Origin of the sequence: Nitrosomonas oligotropha, assembly GCF_900106555.1 — a bacterium.
In the GTDB taxonomy this organism is placed as follows: Bacteria; Pseudomonadota; Gammaproteobacteria; order Burkholderiales; family Nitrosomonadaceae; genus Nitrosomonas; species Nitrosomonas oligotropha_A.
The window spans coordinates 128,613-146,798 of the sequence record NZ_FNOE01000002.1 but is presented as its reverse complement, the minus strand read 5'-3'; the positions used below and the strand labels follow the sequence as shown (position 1 = coordinate 146,798).

Genomic DNA, 18,186 nt, shown 5'->3' with positions numbered 1-18,186 from the left:
GATGTCAAAAATGAAATGGCGGAAAGTCACCATACCGTCTCTGGTATTGACGCTTTCATTGGCAAGTACAGGTTGTAAAATGATCGACCTGTTCCCAGAAACTAAAACCATCGATTACAAGTCAGCAGGAAAACTGCCGCCGTTGGAAATTCCGCCCGATCTGATTCAACCGGCTATTGATGAGCGTTACGCAATTCCCGAGGCGAGTTCATCCGGCAGCACCACTTTCTCCAGCTACAACAACGAACGCGGCGGACAACAAAAAACTGTCAGTTCCTCCTTAATACCGCTATCCATTCAGAATGTGCATATTGAACGCGCCGGAACACAACGCTGGCTGGTCATTCCTCAGCCTCCCGAAGCCGTTTGGCCGGTGGTTAAGGAATTCTGGCAAGAGCTGGGTTTCCTCATCAAAATGGAAGTTCCTGAAGCCGGTATTATGGAAACCGATTGGGCTGAGAATCGCGCCAAGATTCCACAAGATATTATTCGTACTTTTCTCTCCACCTTTCTGGATAGTATTTATTCAACCGCTGAACGCGACAAATTCCGCACCCGGCTGGAACGTAACGACACCAGCACTGAGGTCTATATCAGCCATCGCGGTATGACTGAAGTACTGGAAGGTGGTAGTCTCAACCGCACAGTCTGGCAACCACGCCCGGCCGATCCTGATTTGGAAGCCGAAATGCTATCCCGCTTGATGATGCGCTTCGGTGTCGAGGAACAAAAGGCAAAACTGGAGTTAACCACCGGCAGAAGCTCGACCACGGAACGCGCATTCATCAACTCAGAGGGCACTTCGCTGGTCGTTAACGAAGCATTTGACCGGTCATGGCGGCGAGTCGGCCTAGCGCTGGATCGAATTGGCTTTACTGTTGAGGATCGCAATCGGGAGCAAGGCATCTATTTTGTACGTTACGTTAGCCCTGACAAAGACAGTAAGAAAAAAGGTGATGACGAAGGTATTCTTTCCAATATTATGTTCTGGCGAAGCGGGGATAAAGATAGCGCGAAAGCCGAGAAATACCGTATCCAGGTACACAACACCGGTACAAACACCAGTAATGTCACTTTGCTGAATGATGATGGAACAGCCGTGGGCTCTGCCACTGCAAGCCGCATTCTGAAGCTATTGCATGAGCAACTTAAATAGCAAAAGCAATGAAGCCCAGATCAGATTCTTGAAGAGTTAGTTTTGTAGTTATTCTTATTAAAGTAACAAAAGAAAAAAATACAAAAATAGAAACAAGTTTACAAATAAAAAAACCGCCCGAAGGCGGTTTTTTTATTCCTTCCAAATAGAAGAATTATTTTTTACTATCTGGTTCTCCACCACTCATAACTTTTTCGTAGTTTGCTTTTTCAGTTTCAGGCAGTGCTTGGCTAGGTTTTCCACCACATGCTGATAAAGTTAAAGATAGTAAAAATGCAGCCAGAAGAGCATATTTCATATGATTTTCCTTATAAAAAGTTCTTAAAATAACAACGCAGTATATAATAAATTTAACTCATCTTTCAAGCTGTTTACTTAGCCGAAAGTAATCCATTCATATCTGCCATTCAGGTTTTAATCATCCGGACAATAAAGACATCTAAATGATCCCTGTTCTCTGCAAATCCATTTCCTGTTACTTGAGTATAGCAGTGAGAAAATGGAAACCAGAGATTTTGATTGATGTACAAAAAAACAAACCGCCAACAAAATCCAGTAAATTTATCTTTTTATAATCAATCAGCAAGTCACAAATTTTCTTGCGAGAATCTGTGACTCAAAAAGCGCATTTCTATACAGCTTTTTGACGATTACTGCGATCATATTTTCGCAATAACTCTGCTATTTGCTAATCCTTTTTATTTTGATTCTTGAGGTTCAGAATCTCTAGGTCCATAAGCGGATGGAGGTGGTTTATCCATTGGATAACCATCAAGACTTTTCTTTCCTTCACAAGCACTTAATGTCAATATAGCAAAAGCGATTATTACCAGTGAAAATCTAAACATTCAATCTCCCATTTTCTTCGTTTTGATTTGCGTGCGATAGGATAATCGAACTCATCCGATTATACAAATTTGATTCAAAAAATTCTGCTTCATTTCCTTGCATTATTCAATTAATACAGTGCAGTAATAAGTGACCACAGAGAAGATAGCCAGCGACTCCATTGAACAAAAACTTTACTTTAGACAGCGCTTAGTTATTATCTAGAATATAACCACTGACATACCACTGATAAAGAATTTCCTCAGTTTCTTTATCCATTTCGCAAGCGGGTGGCAATTCATAATTATCAGCCAGCTCAATCAATATCTTGTATGCATCAGCGCCGACTTGAACAGTCTCACCGTTAATAAAAAATTTATCACGGCCGCTTAACATTCTGCTTTTTAAATCCAGCTGCACTCCATTTTCTTTAATTCGCTTGAGAAAAACACGCAATGACGATGGTTTAGCGGGCTGCGCAAAGAAAACATGTGATTTAGGTTCCGAGAGATAAATACCCAGAAAATCCTCGATGTCATCTCGCTCCCAGTTAATCTTCTTCAAGATTGAACTAACCTGAGATTGCATTGCAGCACTAATTTTTGACGGGTGTGATTGCCATTGCAAATCAGGATCGGAATACCAGCCATCCGTTAAAATAGTATCCTGCAAATGAACGAGAAATTGCGTTATCAATTCTTGCTGACTCGGAGCACGGAAACCAATGGAATATGTCATGCAATCATCCACAGCAATACCGTTATGTGCGTATTTGGGCGGCAAGTAGAGCATATCACCGGGGTTTAGCACCCATTCCTGCTCAGGTTGAAAATTCTTCAAAATCCTGAGCGGCGCATCGGCGATAAATTCATCATCCAGTTGCGCGGATATCTGCCACCGCCTGGAACCCATCCCTTGCAATAGGAACACGTCATAGGAATCGAAATGTGGGCCAATCCCGCCGCCCTTAGGGGCATAACTCACCATCAAATCATCCAGCCGGGTGTGCGGTATGAAGCGGAATTTTGATAACAAATCGCGCGCCGGAGCAAGAAAATGATTCACATCTTGCACCAGCAATGTCCATTGTTTTTTAGGCAGCTTTGCCAAATCATGATCACTTAACGGACCATGCGTGAGATGCCATTTGCCGTTTCTTTGTATAACAAGACGGGATTGCGCATCTCCATCACACGCCAATGCCATCAATTCCTCGCGTGTCAGTAAGCCATTAAAGCCCGGTAAAGCATTTCTCACCAGCAGAGGCTGCTTCTGCCAGTAATCACGCAAAAAATTCTTCGGAGTCACATCACCCAAGGAAATAGTTTTTATCCTACTGATGTTCAATTCCTTTACCATTTCTCAGTTTCTCAATGCCGGCAATGATTCTGTGCGCAGTACGAATTTTAGCGCCAATCCGTTATTGCACCAGCGCTCCCCTCTGGGCGACGGGCCATCTTTAAAAACATGCCCTTGATGCCCCCCGCAACGCGCACAATGGTACTCGGTGCGCAGAAAAATTAACTGATAATCCGGTTTGGTGCCGACATGCCCGGCAATCGGTTGCGTAAAACTTGGCCAGCCGCTTCCGCTTTCATATTTATTCCGGCTTTCAAACAGCGGTAAGTAACAAGCGGCACAAATAAATGTCCCGTCTCGCTCTTCGTCATTTAATTCACTACTGCCGGGTTCTTCGGTTTGTTCTTCAAACAAAATCCGGTAAGCGTCCGGAGCCACTAATCCGTGCCATGCTTCGTGCGGCTTATTAAGCGGCACAATCGCCGGATTGATACCTGTTGCTGCGAGCCGCAACGGCCACATCAGCGAAACGGCAGGTAACACCGCCAATAAGCTCATGCGTTGCAGAAAAATGCGCCGGTTCATAAAAAACCCTCATGTCATCCAAGCGGCCCGTCGGCCTTATTTCATTGAAAAAGAATGTCCATTGAACAGACAAGTTGAATTAAAACGTAAAATGCTCAGGTCGCGCTAACTAAGATTTTGCTGCATCCGGCGGTGCAGATTTAATCGCAAATCCTGTATCATTTCGTTTTTAGGATTATATCTTAGCCCACATGAAAATCACTTTTCTGGAATTTGAGCAAAATATCGCAGAATTTGAATCAAAAATTGAAGAATTACGCTTTGCGCAAGATGATTCGGCCTTGGATATCTCTGCTGAAATTGCACGCTTACAAGCAAAAAGCCAATCCCTAACAAAAAATGTATACGCAAAACTGACACCCTGGCAAATCTCGCAAGTGGCCCGCCATCCGCAACGCCCCTATACATTGGACTACATAGAGCATCTATTTACCGACTTCGAAGAACTGCATGGCGACCGGAATTTCTCGGATGATCATGCGATTGTCGGCGGCTTGGCCCGATTTAACGGCCAGACCGTTATGGTGATCGGCCATCAGAAAGGACGCGACACTCGGGAAAAAATCTACCGCAACTTTGGTATGCCAAAACCGGAAGGTTATCGCAAGGCATTGCGCTTAATGCGCTTGGCGGAAAAATTCTCGATTCCGCTGATTACTTTTATCGATACACCCGGCGCATATCCCGGCATCGATGCGGAAGAGCGCGGACAATCCGAAGCCATCGGCAGAAATCTTTATGTTCTGGCGGAATTAAGAATTCCCATTATCTGCATCGTGATCGGTGAAGGCGGCTCCGGCGGTGCTTTAGCTGTTGCCGTCGGTGATGTGATACACATGCTGCAGTATGCCACCTATTCCGTCATATCACCGGAAGGCTGCGCCTCCATTTTGTGGAAAAGTGCCGACAAAGCACCGGAAGCCGCAGAAATCATGGGTATTACGGCCGACCGCTTGAAAGCAATGAATTTGATCGACAGCATCATTACGGAACCGATCGGGGGCGCTCACCGGGATTACCCGGCCATCATGCAATCGGTAAAAGCCGTGTTGCAGGAATCGCTGCGTAAATCTCAGGATCATTCCAGTGAAACGCTTCTGGCAAAACGTCTGGACCGGCTTATGGCATATGGCTCATTCAAGGAAGTCAAAATCGAATAGCTTGCTAGGTGACGCTGAAGCAGTATTACTCGCGCATATCAAACCAGGCGATCATCTCACCATAGCACTGAGCGGCGGTATCGACTCAGTCGTGTTACTGGACATACTCGCTCAATTATCCCGACAAATACCCTTTACGCTCTCCGCTGTGCATGTAAATCATGGCATCAGCCGCAATGCAGCCGGTTGGAGCAATTTCTGCAGCAATCTCTGCGCAGCTTATGGTGTTTCAATCCACGTAGCTTCTCTGCAAATAAAAAAAGAAGCCGGGGTTAGCCTTGAAGCCATTGCCCGGGAAGAACGTTATCGCATCTTCAGCCGTATGCATGCGGATTACGTGGTTGTTGCGCAACACCTGGACGATCAGGCCGAAACACTGTTACTGCAATTATTTCGCGGTGCCGGAATCCGCGGGTTGAGCGCAATGCCGCTAATCAGAAAGCAAGATTCCGATACCGCGCCGCAAATTCTCCGCCCGCTATTGGAAATTTCCCGTAGTAGAATCGAAGCCTACGCTCATAAAAATGAATTAACCTGGATCAACGACGAAAGCAATGACGACACCGGTTTCAATCGGAATTTCCTGCGGCACGAGATTCTGCCCTTACTGAAAAAACGCTATCCCAGTTATCCCAAAACACTGCTGCGCACCAGCCGTCACCTGTCTGAAGCATCGTTATTACTGGACGAACTGGCTGCAATGGACAGTGAAAATTGCGTTGTCTCCGGCTTGCTGCAAGTCGAGCGCATGCGCAAGCTCAGTTTTGCGCGTGCAAAAAATCTCCTACGCTATATGTTGTCGCAACAGGGTGCGCTACTTCCCAGCACGGCAAAATTGGAAGATATTGTGAATCAGCTTTTGTCCGCGAATAAGGACAACCGCCTACACATCGTTTTTGGCCATAGCGAAATTCGTTGTTTCAAAGGCGCCGTTCATATCCTGCCTAAGCAATCTTCACCGCAAGACCCGGAACAATGCACATGGCAAGGAGAACCGTGTTTAGCGCTGCGGCATCTGAGCGGCAGTATCCGCTTTACACACGTAAAGGATCAAGGTATCAACCAACATAAATTATCAGATGCACCGGTAACCGTCCGTTCCCGGAAGGGCGGCGAACGTTTCATGCCGGCTTGCAATCGCCCGCGCAGAAGTTTGAAAAACTTATTACAAGAAGCATCCATCCCTCCCTGGCAACGCAATACCCTACCGCTACTGTTCTGCGGCGAACAGCTGGTATGGGTTCCGGGAATCGGCATCGATTGTGAATTTCAAGTAAAATCGGGAGAAACGGGGATTTTACCGCTGTGGGATTCAGCATGAACAAGACCGGAATTCAGATTACTGATTTACTCAACTGGAAAATTGCATGATTTTAGTCACGGGAGGCGCAGGATTTATTGGCAGTAATTTTGTTCTCGATTGGTTGGCACAATCGGATGAACAGATCATCAATCTTGATAAATTGACTTATGCCGGGAATTTACAAAATCTAGCGCCATTGTCTCAAGATTCTCGGCATATATTTGTAAAAGGCGATATCGGTGATACCCAATTGGTTTCACAATTGCTGCCCCAGTACCAGCCGCGCGCAATCCTTAACCTGGCAGCTGAAAGTCATGTCGATCGTTCCATTCTAGGTCCGGAAGATTTTATTCAAACCAATATCCTGGGTACGTTTCGCTTATTGGAAGCAACACATGCTTATTGGCGCGAGCTGGAATCGGCTGCAAAACAAAGTTTCCGTTTTCTTCATGTTTCAACCGATGAGGTTTACGGCTCATTGAGAAAAGATGAATCCGCATTTACCGAAGCACATCGTTATGAACCCAACAGCCCCTATTCAGCCAGCAAAGCAGCCAGCGATCACTTAGTGCGCGCCTATCACCATACTTATGGGTTACCCATACTGACCACCAATTGTTCTAACAATTATGGCCCGTTCCAGTTTCCGGAAAAATTGATTCCTTTAATGATTGTTAATGCGCTGGCAGGAAAATCCTTACCGGTATATGGAGATGGTCAACAAGTGCGTGACTGGCTCTATGTTGCCGATCATTGCAGCGCGATCCGGCGTGTATTGGAGCGCGGCACTCCCGGTGAAACTTATAATATAGGCGGCTGGAACGAAAAGCCTAATATTGAAATTGTGCAGACCATCTGCAGCCTGCTAGAAGAATCTTATCCCAACACAAATTTTCATAACCTCATCACGTACGTTCAGGATCGGCCAGGACACGACAGACGCTATGCCATTGATGCGACGAAAATCGAACGCGAACTCGACTGGAGACCGGTCGAAACATTCGCTACCGGCATACGAAAAACGATCCAATGGTACTTGAACAACCGGCAATGGGTAACTGATGTGCAAACCGGTGCTTACCAGGAATGGATCAAAACGCATTACGCCGGATTGCAGTCATGAAAATTCTATTATTCGGCAAAAACGGCCAGGTCGGATGGGAATTGCAGCGCAGTCTCGCACCGCTGGGTGAATTAATCGCATTAAGTTCAAGCAGTGAAGAATTTTGCGGTGACTTGACCGATTTCGCCGGTATACAACAAACCCTGCGGCTAATCTCGCCCGATATTATCGTCAATGCAGCAGCTTATACTGCAGTCGACAAAGCAGAAAGTGAGCCTGAACGGGCATATACGCTCAATGCTCAAGCACCTGCTGTGCTGGCACAAGAGGCCAAAAGACTCAACGCATGGCTCATCCACTACTCAACCGATTACGTCTTCAATGGACATAGCAGTCAACCCTATCTTGAAACTGATGATTGCGATCCGCTCAGCGTCTATGGTAAATCTAAATTGGAGGGTGAGAAAAACATCCTCACTTCCGGCTGCTCACATTTGATTTTTCGTACCAGCTGGGTCTATGCCGCTCATGGAAATAATTTCATAAAAACAATACTTCGCTTGGCGCAGCAGCGCGATAAATTGACCATCGTGGATGATCAAGTCGGCTCACCAACCGGAGCAGAGCTAATTGCAGATATCACCGCTCATGCATTGCGCATGGTTAAGCAAAAACCCGAGGTCTCCGGTTTATATCACTTAACTGCCGGTGGAAGCACTTCATGGTATGGGTTTGCTAAATTTATCCTGGAAAATGCAGAACGCATGAACTACCAGCTCAAAATCCAACCTGCTGCATTGCAACCGATCCCCAGCAGTGATTTTCCTCTGCCTGCAAAACGTCCGTTCAATTCTCGTCTCAATACTGAAAAACTGACAAAAACTTTTGGTCTTATTTTGCCATCATGGCAAACCGGAACAGCACGAACGCTAACAGAACTGCTCAGTGAGTAATTTGAAAAATACGATCAAACAAAAATATGTGCTCTTAGCGCATTGTCAGTACATAGTCGGAAAGCATATTAAAAACGATTTGACCAAATCGTTTGCTGAACAAGTCCGACAAACCTTCATGCGGCGAAAAATCAACCAGGACTTCTGCCTTAATAATCTCCCGTGCGACATATTCGGCATTGCCCATTTCATCAGCTAGCCCTAAATCAATGCTTTTTTGGCCTGTCCACACAATTCCGCTGAATATTTCCGGAGCATCTTTTAAACGTTCACCTCGACCTTGCTTTACTACCTGAATGAATTGCTCGTGAATTTCACGCAGCAAATGTGTCGCATGTTCCTTTTGTATAGGATCTAAAGGTGCAAAAGGATCCAGGAAATTTTTATTCTCGCCAGCAGTAAGCAATCGCCTTTCAATGCCTAGTTTTTCTAAGGTGCCGGTAAAGCCGAAGCCATCTATCAGCACACCAATTGAACCAATCAAGCTGGCTTTATCAACAAAAATTTTATCAGCAGCCACAGCCACATAATATCCACCCGAAGCACAAATGTCTCCAACCACTGCATAAAGTGGTATATCCGGGTATTTGATTCGTAAACGGCGTATCTCATCATTGATATTGCCAGCTTGAACCGGACTTCCTCCAGGGCTATTTATGCGTAATACTACACCTTTAGTATTTTTATCTTGAAACGCTGAGCGTAGGCTGGCATTAACTTTATCAGCATTACTCATGCTATCGGGAGTAATCATACCGCGTAAATCAATCAGTGCTGTATGCTTCTCTGCAATTCGAACTCTACCGTCTTCTATCCAGCCTAAGGCAAAAAATAATAAAATAAACAGATATAAAAAAGTAATTAGCTTAAAAAAAATCCCCCAATTGCGCGTGCGACGCTGCTCACGAAGAGATGCCAGAGCAAGATTTTCAAGTAGATCTCTTTCCCAATCATCTTTTTTAACTTTAGATTCACTCATAGCCATCATAGCCATCCACTCAAATTAGAAATGAATATTATTGAAAATATTGCAATTTGATTCTAAGGAAATTCTTGTCGATCATCAGCAACAAGATTATTGAAGAAATTTTGCAGTTTTACAAATTAGGGAAGCAGAAACTAGAAAACCTCTCATCAAGTAAAATTTTGATGAGAGGTTTCTAAAAAAGAGTGCCTGGCGGTAACCTACTTTCACATGCGAATGCACACTATCATCGGCGCAGCTTCGTTTCACGGTTCTGTTCGGGATGGGAAGAGGTGGGTCCAAAGTGCTATGGCCGCCAAGCGTAACTTGACACTGAATAATATTAAACAAATATTATTCAAAAAGGAAAAAGTAAAATGGATCAGAATATATCAATAGCATAAATTATCAAAGTTATAGGATCAAGCCTCACGGTCAATTAGTATCGGTTAGCTTAACATATTACTATGCTTCCACACCCGACCTATCAACGTCGTAGTCTTCGACGAACCTTTAGGAGGGTTATACCCTCGGGAAGTCTTATCTTGAGGAGAGTTTCCCGCTTAGATGCTTTCAGCGGTTATCTCGTCCGCACATAGCTACCCGGCGATACGACTGGCGTCATAACCGGTACACCAGAGGTGCGTCCACTCCGGTCCTCTCGTACTAGGAGCAGGTCCTCTCAAACTTCCAACGCCCACGGCAGATAGGGACCAAACTGTCTCACGACGTTTTAAACCCAGCTCACGTACCACTTTAAATGGCGAACAGCCATACCCTTGGGACCGGCTACAGCCCCAGGATGTGATGAGCCGACATCGAGGTGCCAAACTCCCCCGTCGATATGAACTCTTGGGAGGAATCAGCCTGTTATCCCCGGCGTACCTTTTATCCGTTGAGCGATGGCCCTTCCATACAGAACCACCGGATCACTATGACCTGCTTTCGCACCTGCTCGACTTGTCAGTCTCGCAGTTAAGCACGCTTTTGCCATTGCACTATCAGCACGATTTCCGACCGTACCTAGCGTACCTTCGTACTCCTCCGTTACAATTTGGGAGGAGACCGCCCCAGTCAAACTGCCTACCATACACGGTCCCCAATCCAGATAATGGATTTAGGTTAGAACCTCAACAACACCAGGGTGGTATTTCAAGGATGGCTCCATGAATTCTAGCGAATCCACTTCAAAGCCTCCCACCTATCCTACACAAGTGTTATCAAAGTCCAATGTAAAGCTACAGTAAAGGTGCACGGGGTCTTTCCGTCTAGCCGCGGGGAGATTGCATCTTCACAAACATTTCAACTTCGCTGAGTCCCAGGAGGAGACAGTGTGGCCATCGTTACGCCATTCGTGCAGGTCGGAACTTACCCGACAAGGAATTTCGCTACCTTAGGACCGTTATAGTTACGGCCGCCGTTTACCGGGGCTTCAATCAAGAGCTTGCACCCCATCATTTAACCTTCCGGCACCGGGCAGGCGTCACACTCTATACGTCCACTTACGTGTTTGCAGAGTGCTATGTTTTTATTAAACAGTCGCAGCCACCAATTCATTGCAACCCTGTTCTGCTTCACGCGCGAGGCGCTACACATACAAAGGGCACACCTTTTCCCGAAGTTACGGTGCTATTTTGCCGAGTTCCTTCTCCTGAGTTCTCTCAAGCGCCTTAGAATTCTCATCCTACCCACCTGTGTTGGTTTACGGTACGGTCTCTATTCAACTGAAGCTTAGTGGCTTTTCCTGGAAGCATGGTATCACTCACTTGGCACTCCGAAGAGTGTTGCGTTATCACGTCTCAACTAAGCCATTCGGATTTACCTAAACAGCATATCTACACGCTTGAACCGGGACATCCAACACCCGGCTGAGCTAACCTTCTTCGTCCCCACATCGCATTGAACAAAGGTACTGGAATTTTAACCAGTTTCCCATCAGTTACGCATTTCTGCCTCACCTTAGGGGCCGACTCACCCTGCGCCGATTAACGTTGCACAGGAAACCTTGGGTTTTCGGCGAGGGAGTCTTTCACTCCCTTTATCGCTACTCATGTCAGCATTCGCACTTCCGATACCTCCAGCAGTCTTTACAAACCACCTTCACAGGCTTACGGAACGCTCTCCTACCATCTACATAAAATGTAAATCCCTAGCTTCGGTGCACAATTTGAGCCCCGTTACATCTTCCGCGCAGGACGACTCGATCAGTGAGCTATTACGCTTTCTTTAAAGGGTGGCTGCTTCTAAGCCAACCTCCTGACTGTCTATGCCTTCCCACTTCGTTTCCCACTTAATTGTGTCTTGGGGACCTTAGCTGAGGGTCTGGGTTGTTTCCCTTTTGACACCGGACGTTAGCACCCGATGTCTGTCTCCCATGCTCGCACTCTTTGGTATTCGGAGTTTGCAATGGTTTGGTAAGTCTCAATGACCCCCTAGCCATAACAGTGCTCTACCCCCAAAGGTGATACATGAGGCACTACCTAAATAGTTTTCGGAGAGAACCAGCTATTTCCAGATTTGTTTAGCCTTTCACCCCTACCCACAGCTCATCCCCTAATTTTTCAACATTAGTGGGTTCGGACCTCCACGAGGTGTTACCCTCGCTTCATCCTGGCCATGAGTAGATCATCTGGTTTCGGGTCTACACCCAGCAACTATACGCCCTATTAAGACTCGCTTTCGCTGCGCCTCCCCTATTCGGTTAAGCTTGCTACTGAATGTAAGTCGCTGACCCATTATACAAAAGGTACGCAGTCACCCTTGCGGGCTCCCACTGTTTGTATGCATGCGGTTTCAGGATCTATTTCACTCCCCTTCCGGGGTTCTTTTCGCCTTTCCCTCACGGTACTGGTTCACTATCGGTCGATTACGAGTATTTAGCCTTAGAGGATGGTCCCCCTATCTTCAAGCAGGATTTCACGTGTCCCGCCCTACTTATCTCAATCTTAGTTCTATATTTGAATTTTCGCCTACGGGACTATCACCCACTATGGTTTAACTTTCCAGAAAATTTGACTAATTCAAATACTAAATATTGAAGGCTGATCCCAGTTCGCTCGCCACTACTTTGGGAATCTCGGTTGATTTCTTTTCCTCTGGGTACTTAGATGTTTCAGTTCTCCAGGTTCGCTACACTTAGCCTATATATTCAGCCAAGGTTGACTCTTGCTCAATTAATTTTACTCAAATAAATATAGCAAAAATAATTAAGCAAGAGTCAGGTTTCCCCATTCGGATATCTCCGGATCATAGCTTGTTTGCCAGCTCCCCGAAGCTTTTCGCAGGCTTCCACGTCCTTCATCGCCTGTAATCGCCAAGGCATCCACCACATGCACTTATTCACTTGATCCTATAACTTTAACAACTTAATAAAGTTATAGTCTCTATACTTGTTGCATTATTTTTAAGATACAATCTAACCCATAATTTATTTTACAAACAATCAAAAACTCACGATCATTTTATAAAAAATAAATATTTTACTTTTTCCAAATTTTTAAAGAACGAAATTAATTTCGAAGGCAAGAAATCTATCACACAAGCTTATGATGATAAAAAATAGTTTACTTAAACTCAAGAACTATAAATTGGTGGAGGTGAACGGGATCGAACCGATGACCCCCTGCTTGCAAAGCAGGTGCTCTCCCAGCTGAGCTACACCCCCTTATGTTGGTGGGTCTGGGTGGACTTGAACCACCGACCCCACGCTTATCAAGCGTGTGCTCTAACCAACTGAGCTACAGACCCTTGAGAGTCTAAATTCCACTCAAACATTAGCACAAGCTTTTGATTTTTAGTCTTGCCTTAATAACAATCGATAGGTTGTGAGTACTTAAATGAGATACTCTTGAAAGGAGGTGATCCAGCCGCAGGTTCCCCTACGGCTACCTTGTTACGACTTCACCCCAGTCATGAACCTCACCGTGGCAAGCGCCCTCCTTACGGTTAGACTACCTGCTTCTGGTGAAGCCCACTCCCATGGTGTGACGGGCGGTGTGTACAAGACCCGGGAACGTATTCACCGCGGCATGCTGATCCGCGATTACTAGCGATTCCAACTTCACGGAGTCGAGTTGCAGACTCCGATCCGGACTACGACGCGCTTTCTGAGATTAGCTCCCCCTCGCGGGTTGGCAACCCTCTGTACGCGCCATTGTATTACGTGTGAAGCCCTACCCATAAGGGCCATGAGGACTTGACGTCATCCCCACCTTCCTCCGGTTTATCACCGGCAGTCTCATTAAAGTGCCCAACTAAATGATGGCAATTAATGACAAGGGTTGCGCTCGTTGCGGGACTTAACCCAACATCTCACGACACGAGCTGACGACAGCCATGCAGCACCTGTGTTCAGATTCCCTTTCGGGCACAAATTCATCTCTGAAAATTTTCTGACATGTCAAGGGTAGGTAAGGTTTTTCGCGTTGCATCGAATTAATCCACATAATCCACCGCTTGTGCGGGTCCCCGTCAATTCCTTTGAGTTTTAATCTTGCGACCGTACTCCCCAGGCGGTCAACTTCACGCGTTAGCTACGTTACCAAGTCTAATAAGACCCGACAACTAGTTGACATAGTTTAGGGCGTGGACTACCAGGGCATCTAATCCTGTTTGCTCCCCACGCTTTCGTGCATGAGCGTCAGTGCTAGCCCAGGAGGTTGCCTTCGCCATCGATGTTCTTCCATATCTCTACGCATTTCACTGCTACACATGGAATTCCACCTCCCTCTGCCGCACTCTAGCTCTGCAGTTTCAAACGCAGTTCCCAGGTTAAGCCCGGGGATTTCACATCTGACTTACAGAACCGCCTGCGCACCCTTTACGCCCAGTAATTCCGATTAACGCTTGCACCCTACGTATTACCGCGGCTGCTGGCACGTAGTTAGCCGGTGCTTCTTCTGTTGATACCGTCATGAATCATGATTATTAGTCACGACTTTTTCTTCTCAACTGAAAGAGCTTTACAACCCGAAGGCCTTCTTCACTCACGCGGCATTGCTGGATCAGGCTTGCGCCCATTGTCCAAAATTCCCCACTGCTGCCTCCCGTAGGAGTCTGGGCCGTGTCTCAGTCCCAGTGTGGCTGGCCGTCCTCTCAGACCAACTACTGATCGTCGCCTTGGTAAGCCATTACCCTACCAACTAGCTAATCAGACATCGGCCGCTCCAAAAGCATAAGGTCTTTCGATCCCCTACTTTTCTCCTCAGAGAATATGCGGTATTAGCACATCTTTCGATGCGTTATCCCCCACTTCAGGACACGTTCCGATGCATTACTCACCCGTCCGCCACTCGCCACCAGGTGCAAGCACCCGTGCTGCCGTTCGACTTGCATGTGTAAAGCATGCCGCCAGCGTTCAATCTGAGCCAGGATCAAACTCTTAAGTTCAATTCTGGTAAAACTCTCGCTTGACGTATTATGATGTTGATTAATAAAACCAATATCTTTTATTTCTTGCGAGTATTTAAATTTTTTGATTCTTTCGAATCTACTCTCAATTTAAGTACTCACACCTATCGATTGTAATTTTTTAAAGAGCGTCGCTACTTGTTTTTAATGTTGCGCAGTAGCGAGAAGCGGAATTATACAGAGTCTAAAAGACCGGTCAAGTAATTTCTGTAGATAATTTTAATTAAATAGTGCCATGAAGCTTATATTACGAGAAAACTCCTTTTATTACAGTCACTCATACCACTCAAATTTTTTTACTTAAATTATTATTTCACACCCTGTTTAAGGCTTGCCTCAATGAAGCTGTTCAAATCCCCATCTAAAACACCTTGCGTGTTCCCAATTTCAATATTTGTCCGCAAATCTTTTATGCGGGACTGATCTAATACATAAGACCTGATTTGATGGCCCCAGCCTATATCTGTCTTCGTTTCTTCTATAGCTTGCTTTTCTTCGTTACGTTTACGCAACTCTGCTTCATACAACCGCGATTTCAACATAACCATAGCATCCGCTTTGTTCCGATGTTGTGAACGCCCGCTTTGGCATTGCACAACAATCCCCGTCGGGTTGTGGGTAATCCGGATAGCGGAATCGGTTTTATTGATATGTTGACCTCCCGCACCCGATGCGCGGAATGTATCTATGCGCAAATCGGCCGGATTAATTTCGATTTCTATCGTGTCGTCGACTTCCGGATAAACAAAAACACTTGCAAATGAGGTGTGACGCCGATTACCGGAATCAAACGGTGATTTTCTAACCAAACGATGCACACCCGTTTCAGTGCGCAAATACCCATACACATATTCACCTGTCACTTTCAAGGTAGCACTCTTGATGCCGGCAATATCCCCTGGTGACTCTTCCAATACTTCAACTGTCCATCCTTGCCTTTCACAATAGCGCAGATACATGCGTTCAAGCATGGCTGCCCAATCTTGCGCCTCCGTTCCTCCCGAACCTGATTGAATATCCACAAAACAATTCTTCGGATCCATCGGATCGGAAAACATACGGCGAAATTCCAGATTCGCAATGACTTGCTCTACCTTATTGACATCAACGGCAATACTCTCGAGCACCGCTTCATCATTTTCTTCCTTTGCAATTTGAAATAACTCTTCCGCATCCTGCAACTGTTGTTCCATCGATACCAATGTCACCACAGTATCTTCCAGCAGCTTTTTTTCTTGTCCGATTTCTTGGGTGCGCTTACTGTCATTCCAGATTGCCGGATCCTCAAGCAAACGCGTTAACTCGTTTAATCGGGTCTGTTTAGCATCGAAGTCAAAGAAACCTCCGTAATTCACCGGCACGATTACCCAGATCCTGGAGATGATTAGAAACTGCATTAATTTGTTCTGCTTCCATATATTTCACCTTTAGTTTGAATTTACTGATTATACCGTTTACTAGATTTAAGTTCCGAGCGCCTTCCGTCAATCCAGCCATTGCATACACATCCCCAATATCACGCAAGACGAATTGGTAACAATTTCAAACAAGCCGCTAATAAAAAATTATAATGCTCAGCTTATATATAGTTAGCTGATCGTGCATTTTTATCCACCGGCTTATTTTCTAAACTTGGTCTCATCACATTCTTAAATAATGTCCCAATTTTTTGCTTTAATTCCTGCCGCAGGCTCAGGCTCACGCATGGGGAACGAACTCCCCAAACAATACTTGCCGTTATGCAACAGGCCAATGATTTATCATGCAATCAGAACATTAAGTAACAATCGGTCGATTGCGGGAGTATTTATCGTACTGGCGCCCGACGATACTCACTGGTCTCAATACGATTGGTCCGAATTTTCTCAAAAATTAACGGTATTACACTGTGGCGGAGCAACCCGGGCGGACAGCGTGCTCAATGGCCTTACCACCGCACAACAACAGGGCCTGATCAATCCACAAGACTGGGTGTTGGTGCACGATGCTGCCAGACCCTGCTTGACATCCGATCAACTGGATAAATTGATCAGTGAATTAGCCGGTGACGCAGTCGGTGGATTATTGGCTGTACCTGTAGCCGATACCCTGAAGCGCAGCAACGCAGACAACCACGTGAAACAAACCGAATCACGGGAAAATTTATGGCAGGCACAAACACCGCAAATGTTCCGCTATGAACTGCTCACCTGGGCACTGCAAAATGCGACAAACATTAATGTGACCGATGATGCCAGCGCCATTGAAGCATTAGGGCTTCATCCCAAATTGGTACCTAGCGATGCGTACAATTTTAAAGTAACCTACCCCCAAGATCTGGCTTTGGCCGAATTGATCATACAAAAAAGGAATCATCCGTGAGCACAATAAGAATAGGACAAGGTTTTGACGTTCATCAACTGGCTGAAGGCCGTCAGCTGATCATAGGCGGCGTTACGATCCCGCATGAAAAAGGCCTGCTTGGCCACTCGGACGCGGATGTGTTATTGCATGCCATCTGTGATGCATTATTGGGTGCGGCGGCATTGGGAGACATCGGACAACACTTTTCCGACTCCGATCCGCGCTACAAAAATATTGATAGCCGCGTGCTGCTACGCAATGTATACAGCTTGCTGGAAAATAATCACTACAAACTCGTCAATCTTGATGCAACCATTATTGCGCAGGCCCCAAAAATGGCACCGCATATCCCGGCAATGATCGCCAATATTGCGCAAGATCTGCAAGCCTCAGCACGCAACATCAATATCAAAGCCAAAACCGCCGAGCATCTGGGCGCGATCGGCCGCAAAGAAGGCATCGCAGCCGAAGTCGTATGCCTGATTGACCGCGCGGAAAGTAAGATTGACTAAACAAGATACTGATCTGGAAATACAATCCATTCGTGTATTCTTTGCTATTTCTCCCAGTAAATTTATACAAAGACAGCTGGCGCACCAAGCCGAATTACTGGCGCCAATTTGCGGCGGGCGCCAAATCGTAATGCCGCATTTTCACCTCACGCTGGTATTTCTGGGTAATGTCAGCGTTCAGCGCATCGAAACGCTCCGGCACACCATGAGAAATATAGCGGCAAAGAAATTTGCGCTTTGTCTGAATAAAATCAGCTACTGGAAACACAATCAAATTATTTACCTCCACGCGAAGCAATTCCCGGCTGAACTGTTCGATCTGGTTACTGCATTACAATCAACTCTGTCAGAAGCTGGATTCGTATTTGACCACCGGGTGTACAAACCGCACATTACGCTCTTCCGGAAAGCCGCGCATCCAGTCAATACGGAGCTGATCAATCCTATTCATTGGCCTGTCAATCAATGGACTCTGTTGCAGTCGAAACCAACACAAACAGGGATTGACTATGTTCCACTCGGTCATTGGCGGTTAAAATAAGCAGCCAGCGGCAAGAGTTCTATGGCTCAAACTTATTTCTCAACCGTATTGACAGTGAAATTCCCACATA

The 18,186-nt window shown here is 45.9% G+C and carries 14 protein-coding genes, 2 tRNA genes and 3 rRNA genes; 8 read left to right on the top strand and 11 right to left on the bottom strand.

The window, feature by feature from the left end:
- Position 1: 1 nt before the first annotated feature.
- Entirely contained in the window at positions 2-1,156 is a 1,155-nt protein-coding gene (bamC, locus tag BLU57_RS02180; protein WP_090315564.1) for an outer membrane protein assembly factor BamC, read from the top strand.
- A gap of 154 nt (positions 1,157-1,310) precedes the next feature.
- On the opposite strand, the gene BLU57_RS15970 is transcribed toward bamC, so the two are convergent.
- From BLU57_RS15970 to msrB, 4 genes are all read right to left on the bottom strand, one after another.
- Positions 1,311-1,454, bottom strand: coding sequence for a hypothetical protein (locus BLU57_RS15970; RefSeq protein ID WP_176776343.1), 144 nt, complete (start codon positions 1,452-1,454; stop codon positions 1,311-1,313).
- 400 nt (positions 1,455-1,854) lie between these two features.
- Positions 1,855-2,004 carry a hypothetical protein gene (locus tag BLU57_RS15965; protein ID WP_176776342.1) on the bottom strand — a complete coding sequence of 50 codons (150 nt, stop codon included), beginning with the start codon at positions 2,002-2,004 and terminating at the stop codon, positions 1,855-1,857.
- Positions 2,005-2,194: 190 nt separating this feature from the next.
- Positions 2,195-3,343, bottom strand: coding sequence for a cupin domain-containing protein (locus BLU57_RS02175; RefSeq protein ID WP_090315563.1), 1,149 nt, complete (start codon positions 3,341-3,343; stop codon positions 2,195-2,197).
- 3 nt (positions 3,344-3,346) lie between these two features.
- Positions 3,347-3,868: a peptide-methionine (R)-S-oxide reductase MsrB gene (msrB, locus tag BLU57_RS02170; RefSeq protein WP_090315561.1), complete on the bottom strand. Its 522-nt coding sequence runs from the start codon at positions 3,866-3,868 to the stop codon at positions 3,347-3,349.
- Between the two features lie 191 nt (positions 3,869-4,059).
- Here msrB and BLU57_RS02165 point away from each other — a divergent pair, with 191 nt between their 5' ends.
- From BLU57_RS02165 to rfbD, 4 genes are read left to right on the top strand one after another with little or no spacing between them, the layout of a single operon-like run.
- Entirely contained in the window at positions 4,060-5,028 is a 969-nt protein-coding gene (locus tag BLU57_RS02165; RefSeq protein ID WP_090315559.1) for an acetyl-CoA carboxylase carboxyltransferase subunit alpha, read from the top strand.
- Entirely contained in the window at positions 4,997-6,349 is a 1,353-nt protein-coding gene (gene tilS, locus BLU57_RS02160) for a tRNA lysidine(34) synthetase TilS (RefSeq protein ID WP_090315556.1), read from the top strand. The genes BLU57_RS02165 and tilS overlap by 32 nt, the downstream gene beginning before the upstream one ends.
- A 46-nt stretch (positions 6,350-6,395) precedes the next feature.
- Positions 6,396-7,454: a dTDP-glucose 4,6-dehydratase gene (gene rfbB, locus BLU57_RS02155; protein ID WP_090315554.1), complete on the top strand. Its 1,059-nt coding sequence runs from the start codon at positions 6,396-6,398 to the stop codon at positions 7,452-7,454.
- On the top strand, positions 7,451-8,347 hold the full coding sequence (gene rfbD, locus BLU57_RS02150) for a dTDP-4-dehydrorhamnose reductase (protein WP_090315707.1): 897 nt from the start codon (positions 7,451-7,453) through the stop codon (positions 8,345-8,347). The genes rfbB and rfbD overlap by 4 nt, the downstream gene beginning before the upstream one ends.
- Positions 8,348-8,381: 34 nt before the next feature.
- Here the strand turns inward: rfbD and BLU57_RS02145 are convergent, their stop codons facing one another.
- The 7 genes from BLU57_RS02145 to prfB all read right to left on the bottom strand — a co-directional run bounded on the left by BLU57_RS02145 (position 8,382) and on the right by prfB (position 16,136).
- Positions 8,382-9,326 (bottom strand): S49 family peptidase, encoded by a 945-nt coding sequence (locus BLU57_RS02145; protein ID WP_090315552.1) that lies wholly within the window; start codon positions 9,324-9,326, stop codon positions 8,382-8,384.
- A 193-nt stretch (positions 9,327-9,519) separates the two neighbouring features.
- Positions 9,520-9,632, bottom strand: a 5S ribosomal RNA gene (gene rrf / locus BLU57_RS02140).
- 97 nt (positions 9,633-9,729) lie between these two features.
- Positions 9,730-12,660, bottom strand: a 23S ribosomal RNA gene (locus tag BLU57_RS02135).
- Positions 12,661-12,899: 239 nt separating this feature from the next.
- Positions 12,900-12,975 (bottom strand) — tRNA-Ala (locus BLU57_RS02130).
- Positions 12,976-12,981: 6 nt separating this feature from the next.
- Positions 12,982-13,058: transfer RNA gene (locus tag BLU57_RS02125), tRNA-Ile, on the bottom strand.
- Positions 13,059-13,161: 103 nt separating this feature from the next.
- A 16S ribosomal RNA gene (locus BLU57_RS02120) occupies positions 13,162-14,699 on the bottom strand.
- Together the 16S, 23S and 5S rRNA genes with 2 tRNA genes alongside form the textbook arrangement of a ribosomal RNA operon.
- Before the next feature lie 329 nt (positions 14,700-15,028).
- A protein-coding gene (gene prfB, locus BLU57_RS02115) for a peptide chain release factor 2 (RefSeq protein ID WP_143026928.1) occupies positions 15,029-16,136 on the bottom strand; the annotation gives its coding sequence in 2 pieces (ribosomal slippage) (positions 15,029-16,054 and positions 16,056-16,136; 1,107 coding nt in all).
- Between the two features lie 240 nt (positions 16,137-16,376).
- Between prfB and ispD the strand changes: the two genes are divergently transcribed.
- The 3 genes from ispD to thpR are packed head-to-tail and all read left to right on the top strand — an operon-like array spanning position 16,377 to position 18,116.
- A complete protein-coding gene (gene ispD, locus BLU57_RS02110) occupies positions 16,377-17,081 on the top strand; it encodes a 2-C-methyl-D-erythritol 4-phosphate cytidylyltransferase (RefSeq protein ID WP_090315548.1) in 705 nt (234 codons plus the stop codon).
- Positions 17,078-17,575: a 2-C-methyl-D-erythritol 2,4-cyclodiphosphate synthase gene (gene ispF / locus BLU57_RS02105; RefSeq protein ID WP_090315546.1), complete on the top strand. Its 498-nt coding sequence runs from the start codon at positions 17,078-17,080 to the stop codon at positions 17,573-17,575. Before ispD ends, ispF begins: the two co-directional genes overlap by 4 nt.
- Positions 17,568-18,116 carry an RNA 2',3'-cyclic phosphodiesterase gene (gene thpR, locus BLU57_RS02100; protein WP_090315544.1) on the top strand — a complete coding sequence of 183 codons (549 nt, stop codon included), beginning with the start codon at positions 17,568-17,570 and terminating at the stop codon, positions 18,114-18,116. Before ispF ends, thpR begins: the two co-directional genes overlap by 8 nt.
- The last annotated feature ends 70 nt before the right edge of the window (positions 18,117-18,186 follow it).